The organism is Franconibacter sp. IITDAS19 (assembly GCF_023079515.1).
In the GTDB taxonomy this organism is placed as follows: Bacteria; Pseudomonadota; Gammaproteobacteria; order Enterobacterales; family Enterobacteriaceae; genus Franconibacter; species Franconibacter pulveris.
On the sequence record NZ_JALJCP010000002.1, the window covers coordinates 338,998 to 359,010 of the forward strand.

The 20,013-nt window shown below is 55.3% G+C and carries 20 protein-coding genes; 8 read left to right on the forward strand and 12 right to left on the reverse strand.

Going from position 1 to position 20,013, the window contains the following annotated elements:
- Positions 1-25: 25 nt before the first annotated feature.
- Together MT962_RS07460 and MT962_RS07465 are read right to left on the reverse strand one after the other, a co-directional pair.
- Entirely contained in the window at positions 26-226 is a 201-nt protein-coding gene (locus tag MT962_RS07460; protein ID WP_029591660.1) for a hypothetical protein, read from the reverse strand.
- 123 nt (positions 227-349) lie between these two features.
- Positions 350-688: an FxLYD domain-containing protein gene (locus MT962_RS07465; protein ID WP_247365304.1), complete on the reverse strand. Its 339-nt coding sequence runs from the start codon at positions 686-688 to the stop codon at positions 350-352.
- Positions 689-1,069: 381 nt separating this feature from the next.
- Here MT962_RS07465 and MT962_RS07470 point away from each other — a divergent pair, with 381 nt between their 5' ends.
- The 3 genes from MT962_RS07470 to MT962_RS07480 all read left to right on the forward strand — a co-directional run bounded on the left by MT962_RS07470 (position 1,070) and on the right by MT962_RS07480 (position 3,442).
- Positions 1,070-1,264, forward strand: coding sequence for a hypothetical protein (locus tag MT962_RS07470; protein ID WP_024557546.1), 195 nt, complete (start codon positions 1,070-1,072; stop codon positions 1,262-1,264).
- Between the two features lie 711 nt (positions 1,265-1,975).
- Entirely contained in the window at positions 1,976-2,302 is a 327-nt protein-coding gene (locus MT962_RS07475) for a DUF3302 domain-containing protein (protein ID WP_024557544.1), read from the forward strand.
- Positions 2,303-2,305: 3 nt separating this feature from the next.
- The gene (locus MT962_RS07480; RefSeq protein WP_024560039.1) at positions 2,306-3,442 is read left to right on the forward strand and encodes an HlyD family secretion protein; all 1,137 of its coding nucleotides are present in this window, start codon (positions 2,306-2,308) and stop codon (positions 3,440-3,442) included.
- Positions 3,443-3,603: 161 nt separating this feature from the next.
- Here the strand turns inward: MT962_RS07480 and MT962_RS07485 are convergent, their stop codons facing one another.
- The 7 genes from MT962_RS07485 to MT962_RS07515 form a co-directional block, all read right to left on the reverse strand.
- Positions 3,604-4,272, reverse strand: coding sequence for a DUF3313 domain-containing protein (locus MT962_RS07485; RefSeq protein ID WP_024557542.1), 669 nt, complete (start codon positions 4,270-4,272; stop codon positions 3,604-3,606).
- A gap of 221 nt (positions 4,273-4,493) precedes the next feature.
- On the reverse strand, positions 4,494-5,918 hold the full coding sequence (patD, locus tag MT962_RS07490) for an aminobutyraldehyde dehydrogenase (protein ID WP_247365306.1): 1,425 nt from the start codon (positions 5,916-5,918) through the stop codon (positions 4,494-4,496).
- A gap of 23 nt (positions 5,919-5,941) precedes the next feature.
- Positions 5,942-6,748, reverse strand: a complete 807-nt coding sequence (locus MT962_RS07495; protein WP_024557540.1) for an ABC transporter permease — start codon at positions 6,746-6,748, stop codon at positions 5,942-5,944.
- Entirely contained in the window at positions 6,738-7,682 is a 945-nt protein-coding gene (locus tag MT962_RS07500; RefSeq protein WP_024557539.1) for an ABC transporter permease, read from the reverse strand. The genes MT962_RS07495 and MT962_RS07500 overlap by 11 nt, the downstream gene beginning before the upstream one ends.
- A gap of 1 nt (position 7,683) precedes the next feature.
- Complete coding sequence (locus MT962_RS07505) at positions 7,684-8,697, reverse strand: ABC transporter ATP-binding protein (protein ID WP_024560041.1); 1,014 nt, start codon at positions 8,695-8,697, stop codon at positions 7,684-7,686.
- A 14-nt stretch (positions 8,698-8,711) separates the two neighbouring features.
- Positions 8,712-9,857 (reverse strand): putative ABC transporter substrate-binding protein YdcS, encoded by a 1,146-nt coding sequence (ydcS, locus tag MT962_RS07510; RefSeq protein ID WP_024557537.1) that lies wholly within the window; start codon positions 9,855-9,857, stop codon positions 8,712-8,714.
- Between the two features lie 397 nt (positions 9,858-10,254).
- The gene (locus MT962_RS07515) at positions 10,255-11,685 is read right to left on the reverse strand and encodes a PLP-dependent aminotransferase family protein (RefSeq protein ID WP_024560778.1); all 1,431 of its coding nucleotides are present in this window, start codon (positions 11,683-11,685) and stop codon (positions 10,255-10,257) included.
- A gap of 202 nt (positions 11,686-11,887) precedes the next feature.
- Here MT962_RS07515 and MT962_RS07520 point away from each other — a divergent pair, with 202 nt between their 5' ends.
- Genes MT962_RS07520 through MT962_RS07530 form a run of 3 tightly spaced genes read left to right on the forward strand, consistent with a single transcriptional unit; the run spans position 11,888 to position 14,435 of the window.
- A complete protein-coding gene (locus MT962_RS07520; RefSeq protein WP_024557535.1) occupies positions 11,888-13,291 on the forward strand; it encodes a cytochrome ubiquinol oxidase subunit I in 1,404 nt (467 codons plus the stop codon).
- Positions 13,291-14,301: a cytochrome d ubiquinol oxidase subunit II gene (gene cydB, locus MT962_RS07525; protein ID WP_247365308.1), complete on the forward strand. Its 1,011-nt coding sequence runs from the start codon at positions 13,291-13,293 to the stop codon at positions 14,299-14,301. Before MT962_RS07520 ends, cydB begins: the two co-directional genes overlap by 1 nt.
- Entirely contained in the window at positions 14,301-14,435 is a 135-nt protein-coding gene (locus tag MT962_RS07530) for a DUF2474 domain-containing protein (protein WP_071788478.1), read from the forward strand. Before cydB ends, MT962_RS07530 begins: the two co-directional genes overlap by 1 nt.
- A 57-nt stretch (positions 14,436-14,492) precedes the next feature.
- Here MT962_RS07530 and MT962_RS07535 read toward each other — a convergent pair whose 3' ends face one another.
- On the reverse strand, positions 14,493-15,434 hold the full coding sequence (locus MT962_RS07535) for an HNH endonuclease signature motif containing protein (protein WP_024557533.1): 942 nt from the start codon (positions 15,432-15,434) through the stop codon (positions 14,493-14,495).
- Positions 15,418-17,112, reverse strand: a complete 1,695-nt coding sequence (locus MT962_RS07540; protein ID WP_247365310.1) for an AAA family ATPase — start codon at positions 17,110-17,112, stop codon at positions 15,418-15,420. The genes MT962_RS07535 and MT962_RS07540 overlap by 17 nt, the downstream gene beginning before the upstream one ends.
- Positions 17,113-17,301: 189 nt before the next feature.
- Between MT962_RS07540 and MT962_RS07545 the strand changes: the two genes are divergently transcribed.
- Together MT962_RS07545 and MT962_RS07550 are read left to right on the forward strand one after the other, a co-directional pair.
- Positions 17,302-17,631, forward strand: coding sequence for an SMR family transporter (locus MT962_RS07545; RefSeq protein ID WP_024560774.1), 330 nt, complete (start codon positions 17,302-17,304; stop codon positions 17,629-17,631).
- Between the two features lie 155 nt (positions 17,632-17,786).
- The gene (locus MT962_RS07550; RefSeq protein ID WP_024560773.1) at positions 17,787-18,017 is read left to right on the forward strand and encodes a DUF2554 family protein; all 231 of its coding nucleotides are present in this window, start codon (positions 17,787-17,789) and stop codon (positions 18,015-18,017) included.
- A 27-nt stretch (positions 18,018-18,044) separates the two neighbouring features.
- Here MT962_RS07550 and MT962_RS07555 read toward each other — a convergent pair whose 3' ends face one another.
- Positions 18,045-20,009 (reverse strand): U32 family peptidase, encoded by a 1,965-nt coding sequence (locus tag MT962_RS07555; protein ID WP_048887513.1) that lies wholly within the window; start codon positions 20,007-20,009, stop codon positions 18,045-18,047.
- Positions 20,010-20,013: the final 4 nt, after the last annotated feature.

Genomic DNA, 20,013 nt, shown 5'->3' on the forward strand with positions numbered 1-20,013 from the left:
AGCCCCGGCAGGCGGCAGAAGAGATTCAGGCGGAGAGTTTGCCGGTCTGGGCGACTTCATCCAGCCGCTGTTTCATTTCCTCCAGCGCGCGCAGCAGATTCTGGTCCGCCTCGGTGGCGGTTGCCCCTTTGCCGGTGACGGTGAAGTGGTAAGTTTCCTCGCGGCAGGTGGCGGTATAGACATATTCCCCTTCCGGCTGTTGCTTTTTATCGATCGACAGTGACATACATCCTCCTTTAAGTCGTGTTTACTCAAAGGGTAGAGTATTTTTTTGCATTACGATGCCGGCATGCGGCGCTCAAGGATAAAACAACGCGTCGGTGCGATCGCCTTCAACATCCTGAAGGCGTTAAGGAATAGCGGAAAGCTCCGCCAGGCGGAAATGGTCTGGTTTGACAATACGCGTATGGCAGCGCGCGTTGATAAGCCACTCCTGCTTCGGTTGCAGGTTAAAGACTATATCGGTGCTGTACCCCACCACCATGCCGTTTTTCAGCAGGTTGAACGCGACATAAACCTGCCGCAGCGGATGGTTGGTCAGGTTTTTGACCAGTCCCTCAATGCGCATATGCCCTTTGACTGTTTTTACAAAATGGAGATCGGATATCGAAATCCGCTTATCACCAGCACGGGCAACGCCCCAGGAGAAGGTAAGCGCAAGCAGGATAAGGATTAACAGAGGTTTCATCGCAACTCAAAGAAGATAATGCGCCATAGCCAGCGAGGCTGACAGGCTCGTAGTAACTGACAGGGTTAGCATCCTAACCGATTAACCGCATGGCTTTTAACCTGTTATTTCGTTAAAAGGTAAGCAGATGTGTAGATGATGCGCGTTGCGCCTTCTGACAGTCTGCGGCGCTAAGCATAAAATTTGCACCGCCGCTTAAAAAACAATCGAAGCGATGAGCTGCGCGAGAAAATAATATTCCGCCTCTTTTTCTTTTTCGTTTCGTTATTACATACTGAAAAGTGAGCCATTATAGAATTGGCTGTTTCAACGCTTTTGAATAATACTTTTTATAATGATCCCTTTCCTCTTTATCCCCACCCACTGATGAAGGAGGAATTGATGCAGTCTGTTGAACAACAAAGCATTATGTTATCTGGTAATTTTGATTTTCTGGCACGTAGTTTTGCTCAAATGTGCGTTCACGGTAGGCAGTTCGATATAGATACCATCACAGGAAATATGGATAGCGACAGTAGAGTATGGTTCGTTAAACGTTATCAGTTCTACCTCAGCTATTTAGCAAGTCAGCATTAAGGGAATAAAGCTCAGCCGGGTAGCGTAAGCTACCCGGTTTCGTTTATCGCCCCTGGTCACTTTTCATGGTTGATGAACAACCCGCTCTGACGTTTATTTTTTACTGTTGCTGTCTCGCCATGAATATTTCGCTTAAAAAAACGACAATGCGCAGAGAACGCAGCGTGCCGCGGCCGAGGCGTATTTTAACCACATGTATTACCACACAAAATGTTAAACCTGTCGCCTTGAGAACCTTCACACCTTTATCTACATTTTTGCTCCGTGACGTTGGTCACAGGTAACGAATGATGCCTTGCATCGCCTCTGAAGGTGCCTGGATTTCTACCTTCAGAGGTTTCTTTTTCCAGCGCCTGCCGCCAACAATGAAACAGGTTAATTTTTCACCGCGCCACCGGTTCGGTAAAAAGCTGTGTCTGAGCGACACGCGCGCTGCTCTCTACTTTCGGCGTATTGACAGACTCACCGCTTATTTTTTAAACCATTAAGAACCTACTCTTCGCAGCGGCAAAAAATTGGTTTAAAAAATCAACATAATAAAACAGGGCGCGCCGCAAAATGCCATGAAAGCATTATTTTCTTTGCCGCTTGTTTCTGATAGCCCATTTTAATCTCTGCGATAACGCGCAAAAATCATTTACTTTTTTAACAGGGTGATGGCGTTAGCGACTATATTATTATTGAACAGTACATCGTTTATTCGAGGCGGCTATGTTCCTTAACTATTTTGCGCTGGGTGTACTTATTTTTGTTTTCCTGATTATTTTTTACGGGATTATTATCCTGCATGACATCCCCTATCTGATTGCAAAATCGCGCAACCATCCTCACGCCGATGCTATTCATGTGGCAGGCTGGGTAAGTTTATTTACGCTTCACGTAATCTGGCCCTTTTTGTGGATTTGGGCGACCTTATACCGCCCGGAGCGTGGCTGGGGCATGCAGCAAAAAGATGAAGCTGAGCTTGCGCAGTTGCAGCAACGGGTACAGGAGCTGGAGCGTAAGCTTGGCCATATTACACCACCGCCGCAGGAGTAAGAGATGGACTTGCTCATCATTCTCACTTATGTCGCCATCGCCTGGTCGATTTTTAAGGTTTTCAAAATACCGGTAAATAAATGGACCGTGCCCACAGCGGCGCTCGGCGGCGTGTTTTTAATTGGCGCGCTTATTTTATTGATGAACTATAACCACCCTTATACTTACCTTGCTCAGAAAGCCGTGATCTCGGTGCCGATAACGCCGCAGGTTACTGGCGTCGTCACGAAGGTGACGGATAAACAGAATAAGCTGATAAAAAAAGGCGAAATGCTTTTTGAGCTTGATAAAGGCCGGTATCAGGCCCGCGTGGAAAGATTACAGGCCGACCTGGTCACAGCAATACACAATATTCGCGCCCTGAAAGGACAATTAGATGAAGCTATCGCCAACACGTCGCGCATTACGGCGGAGCGCGATCGTTTATATAAAGATTACCAGCGTTATGTCAGGGGCAGTCAGGCGAGAGTGAATCCTTTCTCAGAAAGCGATATTGATAACGCGCGGCAAAATTATCTGGCGCAAGAGGCGCTGGTAAAAGCTTCCGTTGCCGAACAGGCGCAAATTCAGAGCCAGCTTGAGAGCACGCTCAACGGCGAACAGTCGCAGATTGTAAGCCTGCGGGCGCAACTGGCGGAGGCCACCTATAACCTCAACCAAACGGTGGTTCGCGCGCCTGACGACGGCTATGTCACACAGGTGTTAATTCGCCCGGGCACCTATGCCGCCGCCCTGCCGCTGCGTCCGGTGATGGTTTTCATACCCGAGCAAAAGCGGCAAATTATCGCGCAGTTCCGGCAAAACTCGCTGTTGCGTTTGCAGGCGGGCGATGAAGCGGAAGTGGTTTTTACCGCCCTGCCAGGTCAGGTCTTTGCAGGAAAACTGATTGAAATCCTTCCCGTGGTGCCCGGCGGCGCTTACCAGGCGCAGGGCACGTTGCAATCGCTCACCCTGCAACCCGGCAGCGATGGCGTGCTGGCGGTGATTGAGCTTGCACCTGATGCGGAGGTGGATGCCCTGCCGGATGGCATTTTCGCCCAGGTGGCTATCTATTCTCAGCATTTCACGCATGTGTCCGTCATGCGTAAAGTCCTGCTGCGAATGACCAGCTGGATGCACTATTTGTATCTTGATCATTAATACAAATAATTTTTTCCTGCCATTCACAGGTAGTATTTACATTAAGGTTATTCTGGCGCGGGTGAAACAATGACGGTTCATGATCGGATAAATAACTAGCCTGCTAATAAAGGCGAGTCCCATAACGGGATTCGCCTTAAGCTTAATTTAATATTCAACCGTTAGTTGGCGGGAAATGCGCCCACGTCGGCGACCATTTCATCAATCGCGCTTTTTACATCGGCTTCAGTGATTTGCGTAGTGCTATTGGAAACCGAACGGCCATAGCCTTTTCTTACCACTTTTAATACCGGCTTGTTTGTTGAAACGTCAATTGCTTCCGCCTCAATAAACAGCAATGCGTTTTGCGAACGTTTACCCGTTAACGCCATGGTGCCGGCGACCACAGCCGTGACAGGCAATACTTCATAAAATCTTACGTCTTTATTTTCTGCCGAAACGGCAGTGATGGCTGTTTTAAATATCAGCCCTCCCGGCTGCGGCTGCGGGACGAGCTGCAGGCGAGAGCCGACGGCGGTTTTCAAACGCTGCTCGGTATAGGAACGAATCTGCTCAAGCGTCTGGGCGCTAACCCGGCTGTCAGGCGTTGCGGCGGGATAATAGACAACGGGCGCGAAATAAACGCTTTGATAATTGCTGACGCGAAAATCGGGTGAAATCCAGCGCAACACCTCGTGTCCTGAAGGCGTTTTCGCCGGTTTTAAGTCAGAATAATTTTGCAGGAATCCGGAGTATTGATTAGTTTCCGCAACCTTTGATGAGCAGCCTGCGAGCGCGCAGGTCAGTAATATTGCGCCCAGCCTTAGCGATAACTTTGTGGTGACGACCATGGTGCCTCCGAGTGATATTATTGCCGCGTTTATTTCACGTTGAAATTATAAAAGATGCATAAAAAACCAGAGGCCGACAATGGAAATATTTTTAAGAAACAGCGTGACAGTTCACAAACAACATTAACGATGTTGTCTTAATGACAAGGCGCTAGCTTACGCCGCGCGACGTTATTCTCACGCGCGGCGTAACCCCCTTTTTTAAAGGACTCATGGGCAAATTAATGCTTTATCATCACATGCCTTACGACCGTGTAGTCCTCAAGCCCGTACATCGACATATCCTTGCCGTAGCCGGAGTGCTTCTGTCCGCCGTGCGGCATTTCGCTGACCAGCATAAAGTGCGTGTTGACCCAGGTGCAGCCGTACTGCAATCGCGCGCTTAAGCGGTGAGCGCGGCCTACGTCTTGCGTCCAGACAGAGGAAGCCAGTCCGTATTGCGAATCGTTCGCCCAGGCGAGCGCCTGCGCTTCGTCGTCAAACGGCGTTACGCTGACTACCGGGCCGAAAACTTCGCGCTGCACAATGGCGTCTTCCTGTTTCGCGCCGGCGATAACCGTTGGTTTGAAGAAATAACCCGGACCCTCGAGCTTCTCGCCGCCGGTCACCACCTTAACGTGGGGCAAGGCTTTGGCTTCGTTGACCGCCTTGCTTACGCGCTCCAGATGCGCCAGCGAACTGAGCGGGCCGAGTTCGGTGGTTTCCTCTTCCGGCGCGCCCTGCTTCAGGCTCGCCACCGCCGCGCCCAGTTTTTCCACCAGCTGCTCGTAAATGCCCTTTTGCGCGTAAATGCGACAGGCCGCCGTACAGTCCTGGCCGGCGTTATAGAAACCAAATGTACGAATGCCCTCCACCACCGCGTCGAGATCCGCGTCGTCAAAGACCAGCACCGGCGCTTTGCCGCCAAGCTCCATATGGGTGCGCTTAACGCCCGAGGCGGTGTGGCGGATGATGTGCTCGCCGGTGGCTATCGAGCCGGTCAGCGAAACCATGCGCACTTTCTCATGCCCGGTGAGCGGGTCGCCTACCGTCTGGCCGCGGCCAAACAGCACGTTGAGCACCCCTGGCGGCAGAATCTCTTTTGCAAGCTCCCCGAGCTTGAGCGCGGTAAGCGGCGTGATTTCAGAAGGTTTGATAACCACGCAGTTGCCCGCCGCCAGCGCCGGCGCCAGCTTCCAGGCCGCCATCATCAGCGGGTAGTTCCAGGGCGCGATGGACGCCACCACGCCTACCGGATCGCGGCGGATCATCGACGTGTGGCCGCTCAGGTATTCGCCCGCGGCAAGGCCGCTCAGGCAGCGCGCCGCGCCCGCAAAGAAGCGAAACACATCCACCACCGCCGGGATTTCGTCGTTAATGACGCAGTGCAGCGGCTTGCCGCAGTTTTGCGATTCAAGCTTCGCGAACGTTTCCGCGTTTTGCTCAATGGCGTCCGCCAGTTTGAGCAGCGCTTCGGCGCGTTCTTTCGGCGTGGTTTGCCCCCACTGCTCAAAGGCGGCGTCGGCGGCGTTAACCGCCTCATCCACCTGCGCAGGCGTCGCTTCGGCAATCTCCAGCAGCACTTCGCCGGTTGCCGGGTTGTAAACGGGCAGCTTCTCCCCTTCGCCGCTCAGGAGTTTCCCGTTAATCAGTAGTTGATTCTGCATAGCGTTTTCCTTTGAACGAAAAGTTATTTACCGCCGCCGGCGACCATTTCGCCGTCGCGGGTCAGCCACCAGGCTCCCAGAATGGGGATCATTGTCACCAGCATAACCAACAGCGCCACCACGTTAGTCACCGGCACGTCGCGCGGTCGGCCAAGCTGGTTGAGCAACCAGAGTGGCAACGTGCGTTCATGCCCGGCGGTGAAAGTGGTGACGATAATCTCATCGAACGACAGCGCGAAAGCCAGCATGCCGCCCGCCAGCAGCGCCGTACTGAGGTTCGGCAGGATCACATGCCGGAAGGTTTGCCAGCCATCGGCCCCGAGATCCATCGAGGCTTCGACCAGGCTGTAGGCAGTGCGGCGAAAACGCGCAATCACGTTGTTAAACACGACCACCACGCAGAAGGTGGCGTGACCGACCACAATCGTCAGGAACCCTGGTTCAAAGTTTAGCGTTTTAAACGCCGTCAGCAGGGCGATGCCAGTAATTATCCCCGGCAGGGCGATAGGCAACAGAAGCAGCAACGAGATGGCGTTTTTACCAAAAAATTCCCGCCGCCAGAGCGCCGCCGCCGCAAGCGTGCCCAGCACCAGCGCAAGCGCGGTGGCAAGCGCCGCCACCTTCACGGAAAGCATCACCGCGTCGAGAATATCGGACCGCCCTGCCGCCACGCTGAACCAGTGCAGGGTGAAGCCTTTCGGCGGGAAGCTAAATGCGGCGTCTTCGGTGTTAAAGGCATAAAGCGCGATAATCACCAGCGGAAAGTGCAGAAAAATTACTCCACCCCAGGCGGCGATTTTCAAAAACAGCGGTGGGCGTTCAGAGTGCATCGAAGGCTCCCAGGCGCTTCACGAACGCCAGATAAACGGCGATTAACACAATCGGCACGAGGGTAAAGGCCGCCGCCATCGGCATGTTGCCAATCGCCCCCTGCTGGGAATAGACCATATTGCCGATGAAGAACCCCGGCGGTCCCACCAGCTGCGGCACGATAAAGTCGCCCAGCGTCAGCGAGAAGGTGAAGATTGAACCCGCCGCCACGCCGGGGATGGAGAGCGGCAAAATGACATGACGGAAGGTCTGCGCCGGACGCGCGCCGAGATCCGCCGAGGCTTGCAGCAGCGAAGGCGGCAGCCGTTCAAGCGCCGCCTGAATCGGCAGGATCATAAACGGCAGCCAGATGTAGACGAAGACCAGAAAGCGCCCAAGGCCCGACGTAGAAAGGGTGTTGCCGCCGATGCCGGGTATGCCGAGCACGGCGTTAAGCGCCCCTTCCAGCCCCAGATGCTGTAAAAACCACTGCGCCACGCCATCCCGCGCCAGCAGCAGCGTCCACGCGTAGGCCTTAACGATATAGCTCGCCCACATCGGCAGCATGACGGCGATATAAAAAAACGCTTTCATCTTGCCGCTGGTATAGCGCGCCATGTACCAGGCCATAGGATAGGCAAGAATGGCGCTGGCTATCGTCACCGCAATCGCCATCGTCAGGGTACGCAGGATGATGTCGTAGTTGGAGGGAATAAACAGCGCCTGCAGGTTGGCGAGCGTTAAGTCCGGCGTCACCGACATGGTGAAGTCGTCAAAGGTATAAAACCCCTGCCAGAGCAGCGTCAGCAGCGACCCGAGATAGATAATGCCGAACCAGAGCAGCGGCGGCAGCAGCAGTAAAAATAACCACAGCGTCGGGCGCTGCCAGAGCAGCGTCGTGACGCGGCGCAGCACCCCTTCGCGAGACGTCGCGGGCATGACGGTCATCTCCATCTTACCCCTCCCCGCGCAGCGGGATCATCGCCTCGCGCGCCCAGGAGGCGGTCACTTGCTGGCCGATGCGAAAGTCCCCTTCGCTCAAGGCGCTGTGCAGGTTCGCCTGGCTTACCAGCAGTTTCTCGCCACTCGCAAGGCGCAGCTCAAGCCGGGTAGCCGCGCCCTGATACTGGATCTCCTGCACGGTGCCGTTTACCTGAATCTCCCCGGCTTCGTTAAGCCGGATATGCTCCGGGCGCAGCGAAAACGCGCCCTCTGTACCGCACAGGCGCTGCACCAGCCCGTCCTCAAGCACGTTGGCGGTGCCGACAAACCCCGCCACGAACGGCGTGCGCGGGCGCATGTAAAGCGCGCGAGGGGAATCGACCTGCTCAATGCGGCCGTTATTAAAGACCGCCACGCGGTCCGACATCGACAGCGCTTCGCCCTGATCGTGGGTGACGAAAATAAAGGTGATGCCAAGCTCGCGCTGCAGTTTTTTCAGCTCGACCTGCATCTGCTCGCGAAGTTTTAAATCCAGCGCGCCGAGGGGTTCGTCCAGCAGCAGCACGCGCGGCTGGTTCACCAGCGCCCGGGCGATGGCCACGCGCTGGCGCTGGCCGCCGGAGAGCTGCGACGGTTTGCGCGAATGGGTGAAGCCGAGCGCCACCCGCTCCAGCGCCTCCTGCGCCTGGGCAAGCCGCGTTTTTTTCGCCACCCCTTTCACCATCAGCCCGTAGGCGACGTTTTCCAGCACCGACATGTGCGGAAAGAGCGCATAATCCTGAAACACCGTGTTGACGTCGCGCTCCCAGGGAGGCAGCTCGCTCGCTTCGCGACCAAAAATGCGGATAGCGCCGCAAGAGAGTTGTTCAAAGCCTGCGATAAGCCGCAGGCAGGTGGTTTTGCCGGAGCCGGAAGGCCCCAGCATGGAGAAAAACTCGCCGTCTTTTATCTGGATGGTGACGCCGTCCACGGCGCGCACCTCGCCATACAGCCGGGAGACGTTATCAAACTCAACTGCGTACGACATAAAAAACTCCCGGGTTAACGGCCGCCCATAATGGCGATGTAGTCCTGCGTCCAGCGGCTGTAGGGTACGAATTTTCCGCCCTGAGCGACCGGCGTTTTCCAGAAGACGATTTTGTCGAAGAAGCCCATGCCGTTAGTCTCGCACCCTTTATCCCCAAGCAGCGTGCTGGCTTTGCACCCCTCCACCACGGCGGGCAGCGAGCCAAACCAGGCGGCGACATCCCCCTGCACTTTCGGCGTTAACGACCAGTTCATCCATTTATAGGCGCAGTTGGGGTGTTTAGCCTCGGCGTGCAGCATGGTGGTATCCGCCCACCCGGTCACCCCTTCTTTCGGGAACACGGTGGCAATGGGCTGGCCTTCGTTTTTCAGCGCGTTCGCCTGATAGGGCCAGGCGCTGGAGGCCACCACCCCTTCGTTTTTAAAATCGCTCATCTGTACCGTGGTGTCGTGCCAGTAACGGTGGATGAGCTGATGCTGATCGCGCAGCACTTTGAGCACCGCGTTGTATTGCGCTTCGGTGAGCTGGTAGGGGTCGGTAATGCCCAGATCAGGCTGTTTCGCCTTGAGATAAAGCGCGGCGTCGGCGATATAAATCGGCCCGTCGTAAGCCTGCACGCGTCCCTGATTGGTTTTGCCGTCCGGTAAATTCTGTTTTTCGAAAATCACCGCCCAGCTGTCCGGCGGCTGCGGGAAGGTTTTGGTGTTATACATCAGCAGGTTCGGCCCCCACTGGTAAGGGGTGCCGTAAACCTTGCCGCCCACGTTAAACCAGTCGCCTTTCACCAGACGCGGATCGACGTTTTTCCAGTTCGGGATAAGCGCGGTGTTAATGGGCTGCACGCGTTTGCCCATAATGAGGCGCAGCGAGGCGTCGCCGGAGGCGGTCACCAGGTCATAGCCTCCTTTCGCCATCAGGCTGACCATCTCATCTGAGGTGGCGGCGGTTTTTACGTTTACCTTGCAGCCGGTCTCTTTCTCAAAGCCGGTGACCCAGTCGTAATTTTTATCCGTCTGCCCGCTTTCGATGTAGCCCGGCCAGGCGATGATATCGAGGCGGCCCTCGCCCTGGCCGATTTCTTTGGGAGGTTCTGCGGCCTGGGCGGTGAGCACGGTCAGGCACAGCGCAGAGAGCGTGCTAAGCGCGAAAGATTTGCTCATGGTTCTCTTACTCCTGTCTGAATTAATTAGCCGGCCGCCTTGCCGTAAAAATATCTCCCGAAATAAACATATACGTAGCGAAGAGGTTTCTCTCGCTGGGTGTAAAGATTTTGTTAAGGATGTGACAAGCCGCGCACTCTTTGTTCTCTACGAAGAAAGTTGCAGAAATAAGTGGGCGCTTTTTCAGAGTGTAGACAGTGGGTTAGCTTTGTGAAGCCTTTTTAGAAAACTATCAGAATTCCCTATGACCGGGTTAACAAGCCGCGTAAAAAAAATAATAAAACGGCTCTCAACCCTTATTTTTTAATTATTTCCTCAGCAGGAATAACCTCTTCATGAAATGAGAAAACCCGGCCATGAAGGATTAATAATGACCGGGTTTATTTAATAAAGGGCGTCAGGCGCTAAGGGGCGTGCGCGCTGATATCGCCTGGCGAATAAGCTCGGCGAGCCGGATAGCCGCCTGCTCTTCCCGCTCGCCCCAGGCCCATGACGTATTGAAGCGAAAGAAATTGTGCCAGGTATCGCTGGTAGAGAACATGCGTCCCGGCGCGATGCTTATCTGGTGGCGCAGCGCCTGCTCACCCAGTTCACCGGCGTCCAGCCCGGGGGGAAGCTCAATCCAGAGAAAATAGCCGCTTTCACTGCGGTGAATGCGCACCTCGGCGGGCAGATGGCGGCGCAGCGCCTGCCAGGCCTGCTGCTTGCGCTCGGCGAGCTGGCGGCGCAGGCGGCGAAGATGCGCGTCGTAGCGCCGGGTGGCGAGGTAATCCACCAGCGCCATCTGCATCGGCGAGCTGGTGGAAAGCGTGCTCATCAGTTGAAGCTGCTGAATTCGCCTGGCGTGCCTGCCCGCCGCCACCCAGCCGATGCGAAACCCCGCCACCAGACATTTCGAGAACGACGAGCAGTGCAGCGTTATCCCCTGCTCATCCCAGGCGCGGGCGGGCAGCGGCTTGTCGCGTCCGTAGTAAAGCTCGCTGTAAACGTCGTCTTCAATCAGCGCCACGTTGTGCTGCGAAAGCAGCGCCACCAGCTTTTGCTTTTTTTCCGGGCTTAAGGTGAAACCGAGCGGGTTTTGCGCGTTGGTCATCAACCAGCACGCTTTTACCGGGTAGTCGTTCAGCGCCTGGGCCAGCGCGTCGAGGTCGATGCCCTCTTCTGCATCGGTCGCCACCGACAGCGCCTTCAGACGCAGCCGCTCCAGCGCCTGCAATGCGCCGTAAAAACAGGGGTTCTCGACAATGACCCAGTCGCCCGGCTCCGTCACGGCCTGAAGGCTCAGGTTGAGCGCTTCAAGCGCGCCTGCGGTAATCACTATCTCTTCCGGCGAAACATTCACCCCCTGCTGGGCGTAGCGGCGGGCGATAGCGTGACGCAGCGCCTCGTTGCCCGGCGGCAGGTTTTCGATAACGCTCATGGCGTTGGCGTATTTACTGACATTCGCCAGCGACCGGTTGAGCTGGGCGAGCGGAAAGAGACGCGGGTCCGGAAAAGCGGAGCCAAAAGGCACCACCGAGGCATCGGTGCTCGCCTGCAAGACGTCGAAGATATAGGTGTTGATATCCACCTGCTCGTCACGGCGTATCTGCTCGGGCGGCTGCGGCACGCGGGCCTGGGGCTGCGGCGCGACATAGTAGCCCGACTGCGGCCGGGCGACGATGACGCCCTGGCTTTCCAGCATCTGGTAAGCGTGGCTTACCGTCATCAGGCTCATGCCGCTGCTGGCGACCTGTTCGCGCAGGGAGGGCAGCCTGTCTCCCGGGTGCCAGACGCCGAGGGCTATCTGGTCGATTATCTGCTGCACCAGCCGTTGATACTTTTTCATGCTCACCTCCCTGCGACGGGAGCCAGTGGTAACAAAGAGTTAACGAGTATAAAGCAACTGCCTGCCGCTTGGTTAGATCAGCTGCGTAAAATCGCAACTTTTTAATTAACTGTTATAGTCAAATAGCGCCATTCTGTTTCTGCAAGTTTCTGCTGCCCCTGAGTACCCTTTGTCGCAGACAACGTTATGTCATGAGGTGTGCATGTTTGGTTTAGACGCGTTTATCCTGGCAAGGATTCAGTTCGCCTTTACTGTCTCTTTCCATATTATTTTCCCCGCCATTACCATCGGGCTCGCCAGCTATCTGGCGGTGCTGGAGGGCTTATGGCTCAAAACGAATAACCCGGTATGGCGTTCGCTTTACCATTTTTGGGTCAAGATCTTCGCCGTAAACTTCGGGATGGGCGTGGTCTCCGGGCTGGTGATGGCTTATCAGTTCGGTACTAACTGGAGCGGCTTCTCGCAATTCGCCGGCAGTATTACCGGCCCGCTGCTGACTTACGAGGTGCTGACCGCCTTCTTCCTCGAGGCGGGCTTTCTGGGTGTCATGCTGTTTGGCTGGAACAAAGTGGGGCCGGGGCTGCACTTTCTCGCCACCTGCATGGTGGCGCTCGGCACGCTGATGTCGACCTTCTGGATCCTCTCCTCTAACAGCTGGATGCATACGCCGCAGGGCTATGAGATCCATAACGGCCAGGTGGTGCCGGTGAACTGGTTCGAGGTGGTCTTTAACCCCTCCTTCCCCTTCCGCCTGCTGCATATGTCGATAGCGGCTTTCCTTAGCAGCGCGCTGTTTGTTGGCGCGTCCGCCGCCTGGCATCTGCTGCACGGCAACAACACGCCGGCGATCCGCAGAATGTTTTCCATGGCGCTGTGGATGGCGCTTATCGTCGCCCCTATACAGGCGTTCGTCGGCGATATGCACGGCCTGAATACGCTTAAGTATCAGCCAGTAAAAATCGCCGCCATCGAGGGACACTGGGAAAACCCGCCGGGCGAAGCGACGCCGTTGCTGCTCTTCGGCCTGCCTGATATGGAAGAGGAGCGCACGAAATACGGTCTGGAGATCCCCAAACTCGGCAGCCTCATCCTGACCCACAGCCTGGACCAGCAGGTGCCGGCACTGAAAGATTTCCCGAAAGAGGAGCGGCCTAACTCCACCATCATTTTCTGGTCGTTCCGCATTATGGTCGGCATGGGGCTGCTGATGATTCTGATGGGCGTGCTGAGCCTGTGGCTGCGCCATAAAGGCACGCTTTACCGCTCAAGGCCTTTTCATCACTTCGCCCTGTGGATGGGACCCGCCGGGCTGGTGGCGATACTGGCGGGCTGGGTGACCACCGAGGTGGGCCGTCAGCCCTGGGTGGTCTACGGCCTGCTGCGCACGCGGGACGCCGTCTCCGGCCACAGCGATTTGCAGATGAGCCTGAGCCTGTTGACCTTTATCGTGGTCTATTCGGCGGTCTTCGGGGTGGGCTACTACTACATGGTGCGGCTGATTAAGAAAGGCCCGGAGCCTGTGGATCATCTGCCCTCTTCCACAACCGGTACACCGGCGCGCCCGCTCTCTGCGGCTGGCGAATCTCTGGAACAGGAGAAACCGTAATGGGTATCGATCTCTCTTTAATCTGGTTTGTGATAATCGTTTTCTCCACGCTGATGTATATCGTGATGGACGGGTTTGATCTGGGCATCGGCATTCTGTTTCCTTTTGTGCGCGACCCGCACGACCGCGACGTAATGGTAAACACCGTGGCGCCGGTCTGGGATGGCAACGAAACCTGGCTGGTGCTGGGCGGCGCGGGGCTGTTTGGTGCTTTCCCGCTGGCCTACGCGGTGATTATCGACGCCCTGACCATCCCGCTGACGCTGATGCTGATTGGCCTGATCTTCCGCGGCGTGGCGTTTGAATTTCGCTTTAAAGCGGTCGCCGCGCACCGCGCCTTCTGGGACAAATCGTTCGTTTGCGGTTCGATTCTCGCCACCTTCTGCCAGGGCATCGTGGTGGGCGCGGTGCTGAACGGTTTTTCCGTGACGGGCCGACGCTTTAGCGGCGGCGCGCTTGACTGGCTGACGCCGTTTAACCTCTTTTGCGGGGTCGGTCTGGTGGTGGCCTATGCGCTGCTGGGCGCAAGCTGGCTGGTAATGAAAAGCGAAGATCCGCTGTTAAGCCGCATGCGCAGCGTGGCGAAAACGCTGCTGCTGGTGCTGCTGGTAGTGCTGGCCATCATCAGCGCCTGGACGCCGTTCGCGCATGCCGCCGTGGCGCAGCGCTGGTTCTCCTTGCCGAACCTCTACTTCCTGCTGCCGGTACCGGTGCTGGTGGTGCTATTCAGCCTCGGGCTCTGGCGCCGCCTGAGCAACCCCACCAGCCATACGCTGCCGTTCGTGCTGACGCTGGGGCTGATTTTCTTAGGGTTTAGCGGGCTTGGCATCAGCATCTGGCCGAATATTATTCCGCCTGATATTACCCTTTGGGAAGCCGCCGCGCCGCCGGCAAGCCAGGGCTTTATGCTGGTGGGCGCGCTGCTGATCCTGCCGGTTATCCTGATGTATACCTTCTGGAGCTACTACGTGTTTCGCGGCAAAGTGCAGCACGGGGAGGGTTACCATTGATGGCTTCGTCAACGCCTTTATGGAAACGCCTGCTGTGGATGGCGGCAATCTGGGCCGCCAGCGTGCTGGCGCTCACGGCGGTTTCGATGGTGTTCCGCATGCTGATGACGGCGGCGGGGTTGAAAACACATTAATGCGAAGGGGGCCAGGCCCCCTTCATCTTGTAAGAGGCCCAATGACGCGCGGTTATCTCAGGGAAAGAGCACGCTTGAAGCGACAGCCGCGCTCGTAACGGGGGGATTGCGCGTCGCCTTCAGCAGCTTCTGGTAGTCGTTGATTATCACAGGCGAAGCCAGCAATGCATAATAATAGGCACAGGCCCAGTTAGGGTAAAATTCAGGGTTTTCATCAAGCGACAAGCCTGCTATTAGCCGTTGCGTATTGTACTGACGCTGGCAATGCTCTTGCACGCTGAAGTGCATTTTTTTACTGTTCGCCTGCTCTATCATATCGAGTAACTCACGCTCTTGCTTTTGGCAGTAGGCCACCATATAAGCCGGGATATCCAGGGCGGTAATATGGCGCTTTATCCTCTCTTTTAATTTATCTGTCACCGCGCCACTAATGTTAATCGAGGGTGTGTAGGCGATAGCATCGCTATTGGCCGTCATCTCAATTTTAAAACCTAACCGGGATAACTCGTCGACAAACTTGGGGTGAATAAAGAAGCAGCCCTTATCGGGCAGCATATAATAGCGATTGCTTTTCTTGCTGGCGCACTGTTGACACTGCGGCACCAGATTATCCGGATAAAGCGCAAATTCCGGCCAGTGTGACTCAGGAACAAAATGGTCCAGGGTATTTGGTCTGACAGGGTTGCCACAGTATGGGCACTCCCTCATTTTGTTTTTATTGCGTAAATCATAAAATATGGCTTTAAGCTTAGCGGGCGGCCACTTATAAAAATCCATTAATAGTTTTTTCTCGGCGGTGAACTCGCCGTTAGCCTGGAGATAGATACTTTTCGCCGGTTGCTTATCGAAGTTATCTATTATGCCCTTGTAGTCGCCATAACGCGTGAGTAACTGCTGCTCAATAGCCTTGAGCTTTGCGCGTTCCTCTTTATCTGATTCAATCGCCAGCGTTAACCAGTCGCTGCCGCTACTTGTGCGCAGTTCAGTGAGATTCTTCATCGTTATCTTTCAGTTTCCACGGTGTGTCGCTGCGTTTAGATAATAAATAGAGTTGGCCTGAAGATCCCACCTCTTGATAAAGTTCCGCAATCGCTTCGTCCAGCGAACCGTAGGCGGCTACCTTTTTATCAATCTCGTCTTCAAACGGCTTTTTCTGGTAATAGTCGTTGAACGCCTCGCCAATAATCTTTTCCAGCGACGCGGCAAAGGTTTCGCTTTGCGGTTTCACGGCGCGGGTCGCGGACTTACCATCCTCTTCTTTTTGCCCCTGCTGCAATATCGTTACCCTGTTGCTGTGCGTTTCCCGTACCATCAGCGCGGAATGCGTGGCAATCAGCGCGTAAGAGCGCGTTTCGTTCAACAACGACTTGAGCATATTGATGAGCCCGATCTCAAGCTCAGGATGCAGGTAAAGCTCTGGCTCATCCAGCACCACCAGCGTTTCGTCAACGATTTCCGCAATCAGCGGCGGGATGAGGTAAGTGTAAATACGTTGCCCTGCGCTGAGTTTAATCGCTTCGCCGTTGCGTAAAAAAACCAACCCGGCCGTCAGATCTATTTTTGAAAAATCGATACTCTCTTGATGAACAGAAACCAGACTCTCTTCGGCAGAGATAAACGCGATATCGTCAAATTTCAGCGCAAGGCCAAGTGTGTCGGTAAGGAGTTTGAAGCGCGAGGGTCGGTTCCAGCGTTTATTAACGGCGTCGTAGTCAAGAATCGTTTTTAGCGCTGCCGCCGCTTGCTGCATCGGCCAGGTTTTATCAAACTGCCCCTGCGGATTTTTAAAGCCGATGTACGTATAGGAGTCCAGCATCTCTTTCTGGCGTTTGAGTTTATCCTCATTGGAATCCTGCACATCGCCGGCAGCATTATCTTTTAAGTCAATATACTGCTGTTGCGTATAAAACTCCTCGAAAGGGCTGTATGCCGCCACCACCACCTTCAGAAACTTTCCTTTCACTTCAGGCGTGGGCTTTAGTCCCGTCGCGCTATCAATGACTTCCTGCAAGATACGGGTTTTACCCAGGCCGTTTTTGCCAATCAGCACATTAATATTGCTGCGGTTAATGCTGAAGTTTCTGGCAAAAACGAACTCAATACAGTCAAACGACGCAGGTAAATGCATCCCGCTTAATGTTATGTCCGCGGGGCCGCTATCGATACCCTGCGCGATATCCATCCCTTTTTCCAGCAGCGCCTCAGCGGTGGTGGTATTGCGCATGAGCGCTAATTCGTAACCATTCCACTGTTGCCAGCCCTGAATTCCTCTCTCTTTTAAAAAGCTGGCGTCGCAGAGCGATTGCAGAACCTGCGTCGCAGAAATAGCGTAATGCGTTCTCAGGTAATTAATGTTTTTATAAAAATCGATTTTTGTGCCAAGCGAGACTACGTTGTCTGACGACATAAGCGACGTGATATTCCAGACTGAATCCGCCTGCATGCGACCGCTGCGAAAATACTCTGCGGTAACGGGATTATCCCTGTGCAGAATTTTCGTCATGCCCACCCGCTCCTGGTACGCCTGCTTTTTGTAATAGAGCCCAAACAGCACTTCATGACCAAAATCGTTCCAGGGTCTGGCGTAGCCGGAGATAGCGTTATCTGGCACAAGGTATAAACCATCCTCTTGCGCCAGCGTTGTTTTTTCAGAAAAGAAAATGTTCAGCTTTGCCACGGTAGCGACCCCAGTTTTTGTTTTGCCAAAGCCTACTGCAGATGCCCCGCTACAACAACTTACCGATTCAGGTGGGAAAATAAGCGTAAGAACAACGTTTTCACCTGATGCAGCCAGGGTCTCTTGCCTTGCCCCTCTCCCGCCCCCTCCGCTATCCTTTCCACTCTTTTTTACAACGGAGCCTGTGAAATGCATTATTTACTGCTCGGCGTCGCTATTATTTGCGAAGTTATCGCCACCACCTGCCTTAAGCTCTCCGACAGCTTCACGAAACTGCTGCCGAGCATCGCCACCGTGGTCTTTTACGCGCTGTCGTTCTACTGCCTGACTTTTCCCATGCGCACGCTGCCGACCGGCGTCATTTATGCCATCTGGTCAGGCGTCGGCATTGTGCTGATTGGCGTGGTGAGCTGGCTGCTGCTTGGGCAAAAGCTGGACTGGCCGGCAATTATCGGCATGGCGCTGATTATTGCGGGCGTGCTGGTGATAAACCTCTTCTCCCGCTCCGTGGCGCACTAAGCACAGCGCGGTTAAACCCGCATGCAACAAAGACGATTGCCGTGGAAACTTTGCATTCCTGACACGCCTTTTCATCGCTTTTAAATTCGCAATAATAACCAGACGTTATTATTGCGATAGTGCGTGCACCGCTGATTAGAAAGGGACACAAAGAAATGCTAAAGAAGGCGTTAAGCGCTCTGCTGCTTTGCGGCGCGCTCTTTTCCGGACAATATGCCGCCCACGCGGGCGCACATGAATTCTTAAATGTGAAGAACCCCGACTCGCAGTTGCGCCATGAAGCAGACAGCGATGAAATTCGCGCCGCCGCGCAGGAATCTGCCGATACCCTGCGCGAGCATCACGGCTGGTTCAGCTCACGCAAGCCTGGCCGCCACGCGCAATAAAAAAGCCCGCTTTCGCGGGCTTTTTCGTCAGGCGTTTTTACGCTTGGGCAGGGTTTTCAGCAGCTCGTCAGGGCTGATGGATGCCACCACGCTGCCGGGCTGCGGCATTTTCAGGATATGATTTTTAATTTTGCCGACCACGTGCATTTCACACGGTTTGCAGTCGAACTTCAGCGTCAGCACTTCGTCGCCATGCACCAGCTGCATCGGCGTCGCCTTCCAGCTCTTGATATTGCCCTTCGCCTGTTTCGGGCAGAGGTTGAAGGCAAAACGCAGACAGTGTTTGGTGATCATCACCGGCACGTCGCCTTTCTCTTCATGCGCCTCGTAGGCGGCGTCGATAAGCTGCACGCCGTAACGCTGGTAGAAATCGCGCGCTTTCTGATTGTACACGTTAGAAAGGAACGTCAGGTGCGTTTCCGGGTAAACTGGCGGCGGTACGGAAACCGGCTTACGGCGCCCGCGCTGGTAATTCGCCAGACGCGCGTCGTCCAGCGCGTCCATCGCTTCGCGGCGCAGCGGGTTCAGCAGGCTGTTTGGCACAAACAGCGCGCCCGGCAGCGAAACAGTGATATTTCGGGCGTAATAGATAGTCTGTCCGAGTTTCGCCAGCCCCTCTTTGAGGTTCGCCATTGCTTTCTCGGCGTTGTTCGCCACGTCGAACTGCCCTTCCAGCGTGCGGGTTACGCTCACGCCATCTTCACTGGTGACGGTCAGGATAAGCTGCTCTTGCCAGCCGCCCAGCTCGATATCCACCCCCACGCGACGCTCGCTGGAGGTTTTTAGCAGCGCCTGCTGCCAGTTGTGGTCCAGGTTGCGGTTCAGACGATGAGGCGGACGCAGGGTTTTCAGCGCCTCCGGCATCTCGTTCGGGAAGACGCGGTAGCGGTTTTCCCCGGTTTTCTCCGCCACGTTCACGCGAAAACCCACCACTTCGCGTTTGATCATCACGTTCAGGCCATCGCCGTTCGCCAGCGGCTCCGTCGTTTCCACGTCCAGATGATCTTTACCCACCTTCAGCACGTCGCCCACCGGCAGGCCGACAAACGTCGGCGTATCGAACGCGCCGATATCGATTTTACGGGCGTTGACGAAGTAATCGGTGCTGCCGCGATGGAACGTTTTTTCGGTAGAAGGCACAAAATAGTGCGCGGTGTTGCCTGCAGAAGCGCGCGCCAGATCGCCGCGGTCTTCAATAATTGCATCCAGCATCTGGCGGTAGTGGGCAGTGATGTTCTTCACATAGCTCATGTCTTTGTAGCGCCCTTCAATTTTGAAGGAACGCACGCCCGCGTCGATAAGGGCCGCCAGGTTCGCGGTCTGGTCGTTGTCTTTCATCGACAGCAGATGTTTTTCATATGCCACCACGCGGCCCTGATCGTCTTTCAGCGTATAAGGCAGACGGCAAGCCTGGGAGCAGTCACCGCGGTTGGCGCTGCGCCCGGTTTGCGCGTGAGAAATATAGCACTGGCCGGAATACGCGACGCACAGCGCGCCGTGGATAAAGAATTCGATAGTCGCGTCAGCCGCGTCGTGGATAGCCTGAATCTGGTTCAGGTTAAGCTCGCGCGCCAGAACAATCTGCGTAAAACCGGCATCGGCAAGGAACTTCGCCTTTTCCGGCGTGCGGATATCGCACTGGGTGCTGGCGTGCAGCTCAATCGGCGGAATATCCAGCTCCAGAATGCCCATATCCTGCACAATCAGCGCATCCACGCCGGTCTGGTAGAGATCGGTAATCAGCTTTTGCGCGGGCTCCAGCTCGTTGTCATGCAGAATCGTGTTCAGCGTGACAAACACTTTCGCGCCGAAGCGATGGGCGAACGGCACCAGCTCGGCGATATCCTTCAGGCTGTTGCTGGCGTTATGGCGCGCGCCAAAGCCGGGGCCGCCGATATAGACCGCGTCTGCGCCGTGCAGAATGGCCTCACGGGCGATGCTGGCGTCACGGGCGGGGCTGAGCAGTTCGAGATGATGAGATTGCAGGCGCATAAAT

Excerpts from the sequence above, each read along its gene's own strand:
- MT962_RS07460 (WP_029591660.1), bottom strand. The coding sequence starts at position 226 with ATGTCACTGTCGATCGATAAAAAGCAACAGCCGGAAGGGGAATATGTC.
- MT962_RS07465 (WP_247365304.1), bottom strand. The coding sequence starts at position 688 with ATGAAACCTCTGTTAATCCTTATCCTGCTTGCGCTTACCTTCTCCTGG.
- MT962_RS07470 (WP_024557546.1), top strand. The coding sequence starts at position 1,070 with ATGCAGTCTGTTGAACAACAAAGCATTATGTTATCTGGTAATTTTGAT.
- MT962_RS07475 (WP_024557544.1), top strand. The coding sequence starts at position 1,976 with ATGTTCCTTAACTATTTTGCGCTGGGTGTACTTATTTTTGTTTTCCTG.
- MT962_RS07480 (WP_024560039.1), top strand. The coding sequence starts at position 2,306 with ATGGACTTGCTCATCATTCTCACTTATGTCGCCATCGCCTGGTCGATT.
- MT962_RS07485 (WP_024557542.1), bottom strand. The coding sequence starts at position 4,272 with ATGGTCGTCACCACAAAGTTATCGCTAAGGCTGGGCGCAATATTACTG.
- patD (WP_247365306.1), bottom strand. The coding sequence starts at position 5,918 with ATGCAGAATCAACTACTGATTAACGGGAAACTCCTGAGCGGCGAAGGG.
- MT962_RS07495 (WP_024557540.1), bottom strand. The coding sequence starts at position 6,748 with ATGCACTCTGAACGCCCACCGCTGTTTTTGAAAATCGCCGCCTGGGGT.
- MT962_RS07500 (WP_024557539.1), bottom strand. The coding sequence starts at position 7,682 with ATGGAGATGACCGTCATGCCCGCGACGTCTCGCGAAGGGGTGCTGCGC.
- MT962_RS07505 (WP_024560041.1), bottom strand. The coding sequence starts at position 8,697 with ATGTCGTACGCAGTTGAGTTTGATAACGTCTCCCGGCTGTATGGCGAG.
- ydcS (WP_024557537.1), bottom strand. The coding sequence starts at position 9,857 with ATGAGCAAATCTTTCGCGCTTAGCACGCTCTCTGCGCTGTGCCTGACC.
- MT962_RS07515 (WP_024560778.1), bottom strand. The coding sequence starts at position 11,685 with ATGAAAAAGTATCAACGGCTGGTGCAGCAGATAATCGACCAGATAGCC.
- MT962_RS07520 (WP_024557535.1), top strand. The coding sequence starts at position 11,888 with ATGTTTGGTTTAGACGCGTTTATCCTGGCAAGGATTCAGTTCGCCTTT.
- cydB (WP_247365308.1), top strand. The coding sequence starts at position 13,291 with ATGGGTATCGATCTCTCTTTAATCTGGTTTGTGATAATCGTTTTCTCC.
- MT962_RS07530 (WP_071788478.1), top strand. The coding sequence starts at position 14,301 with ATGGCTTCGTCAACGCCTTTATGGAAACGCCTGCTGTGGATGGCGGCA.
- MT962_RS07535 (WP_024557533.1), bottom strand. The coding sequence starts at position 15,434 with ATGAAGAATCTCACTGAACTGCGCACAAGTAGCGGCAGCGACTGGTTA.
- MT962_RS07545 (WP_024560774.1), top strand. The coding sequence starts at position 17,302 with ATGCATTATTTACTGCTCGGCGTCGCTATTATTTGCGAAGTTATCGCC.
- MT962_RS07550 (WP_024560773.1), top strand. The coding sequence starts at position 17,787 with ATGCTAAAGAAGGCGTTAAGCGCTCTGCTGCTTTGCGGCGCGCTCTTT.
- MT962_RS07555 (WP_048887513.1), bottom strand. The coding sequence starts at position 20,009 with ATGCGCCTGCAATCTCATCATCTCGAACTGCTCAGCCCCGCCCGTGAC.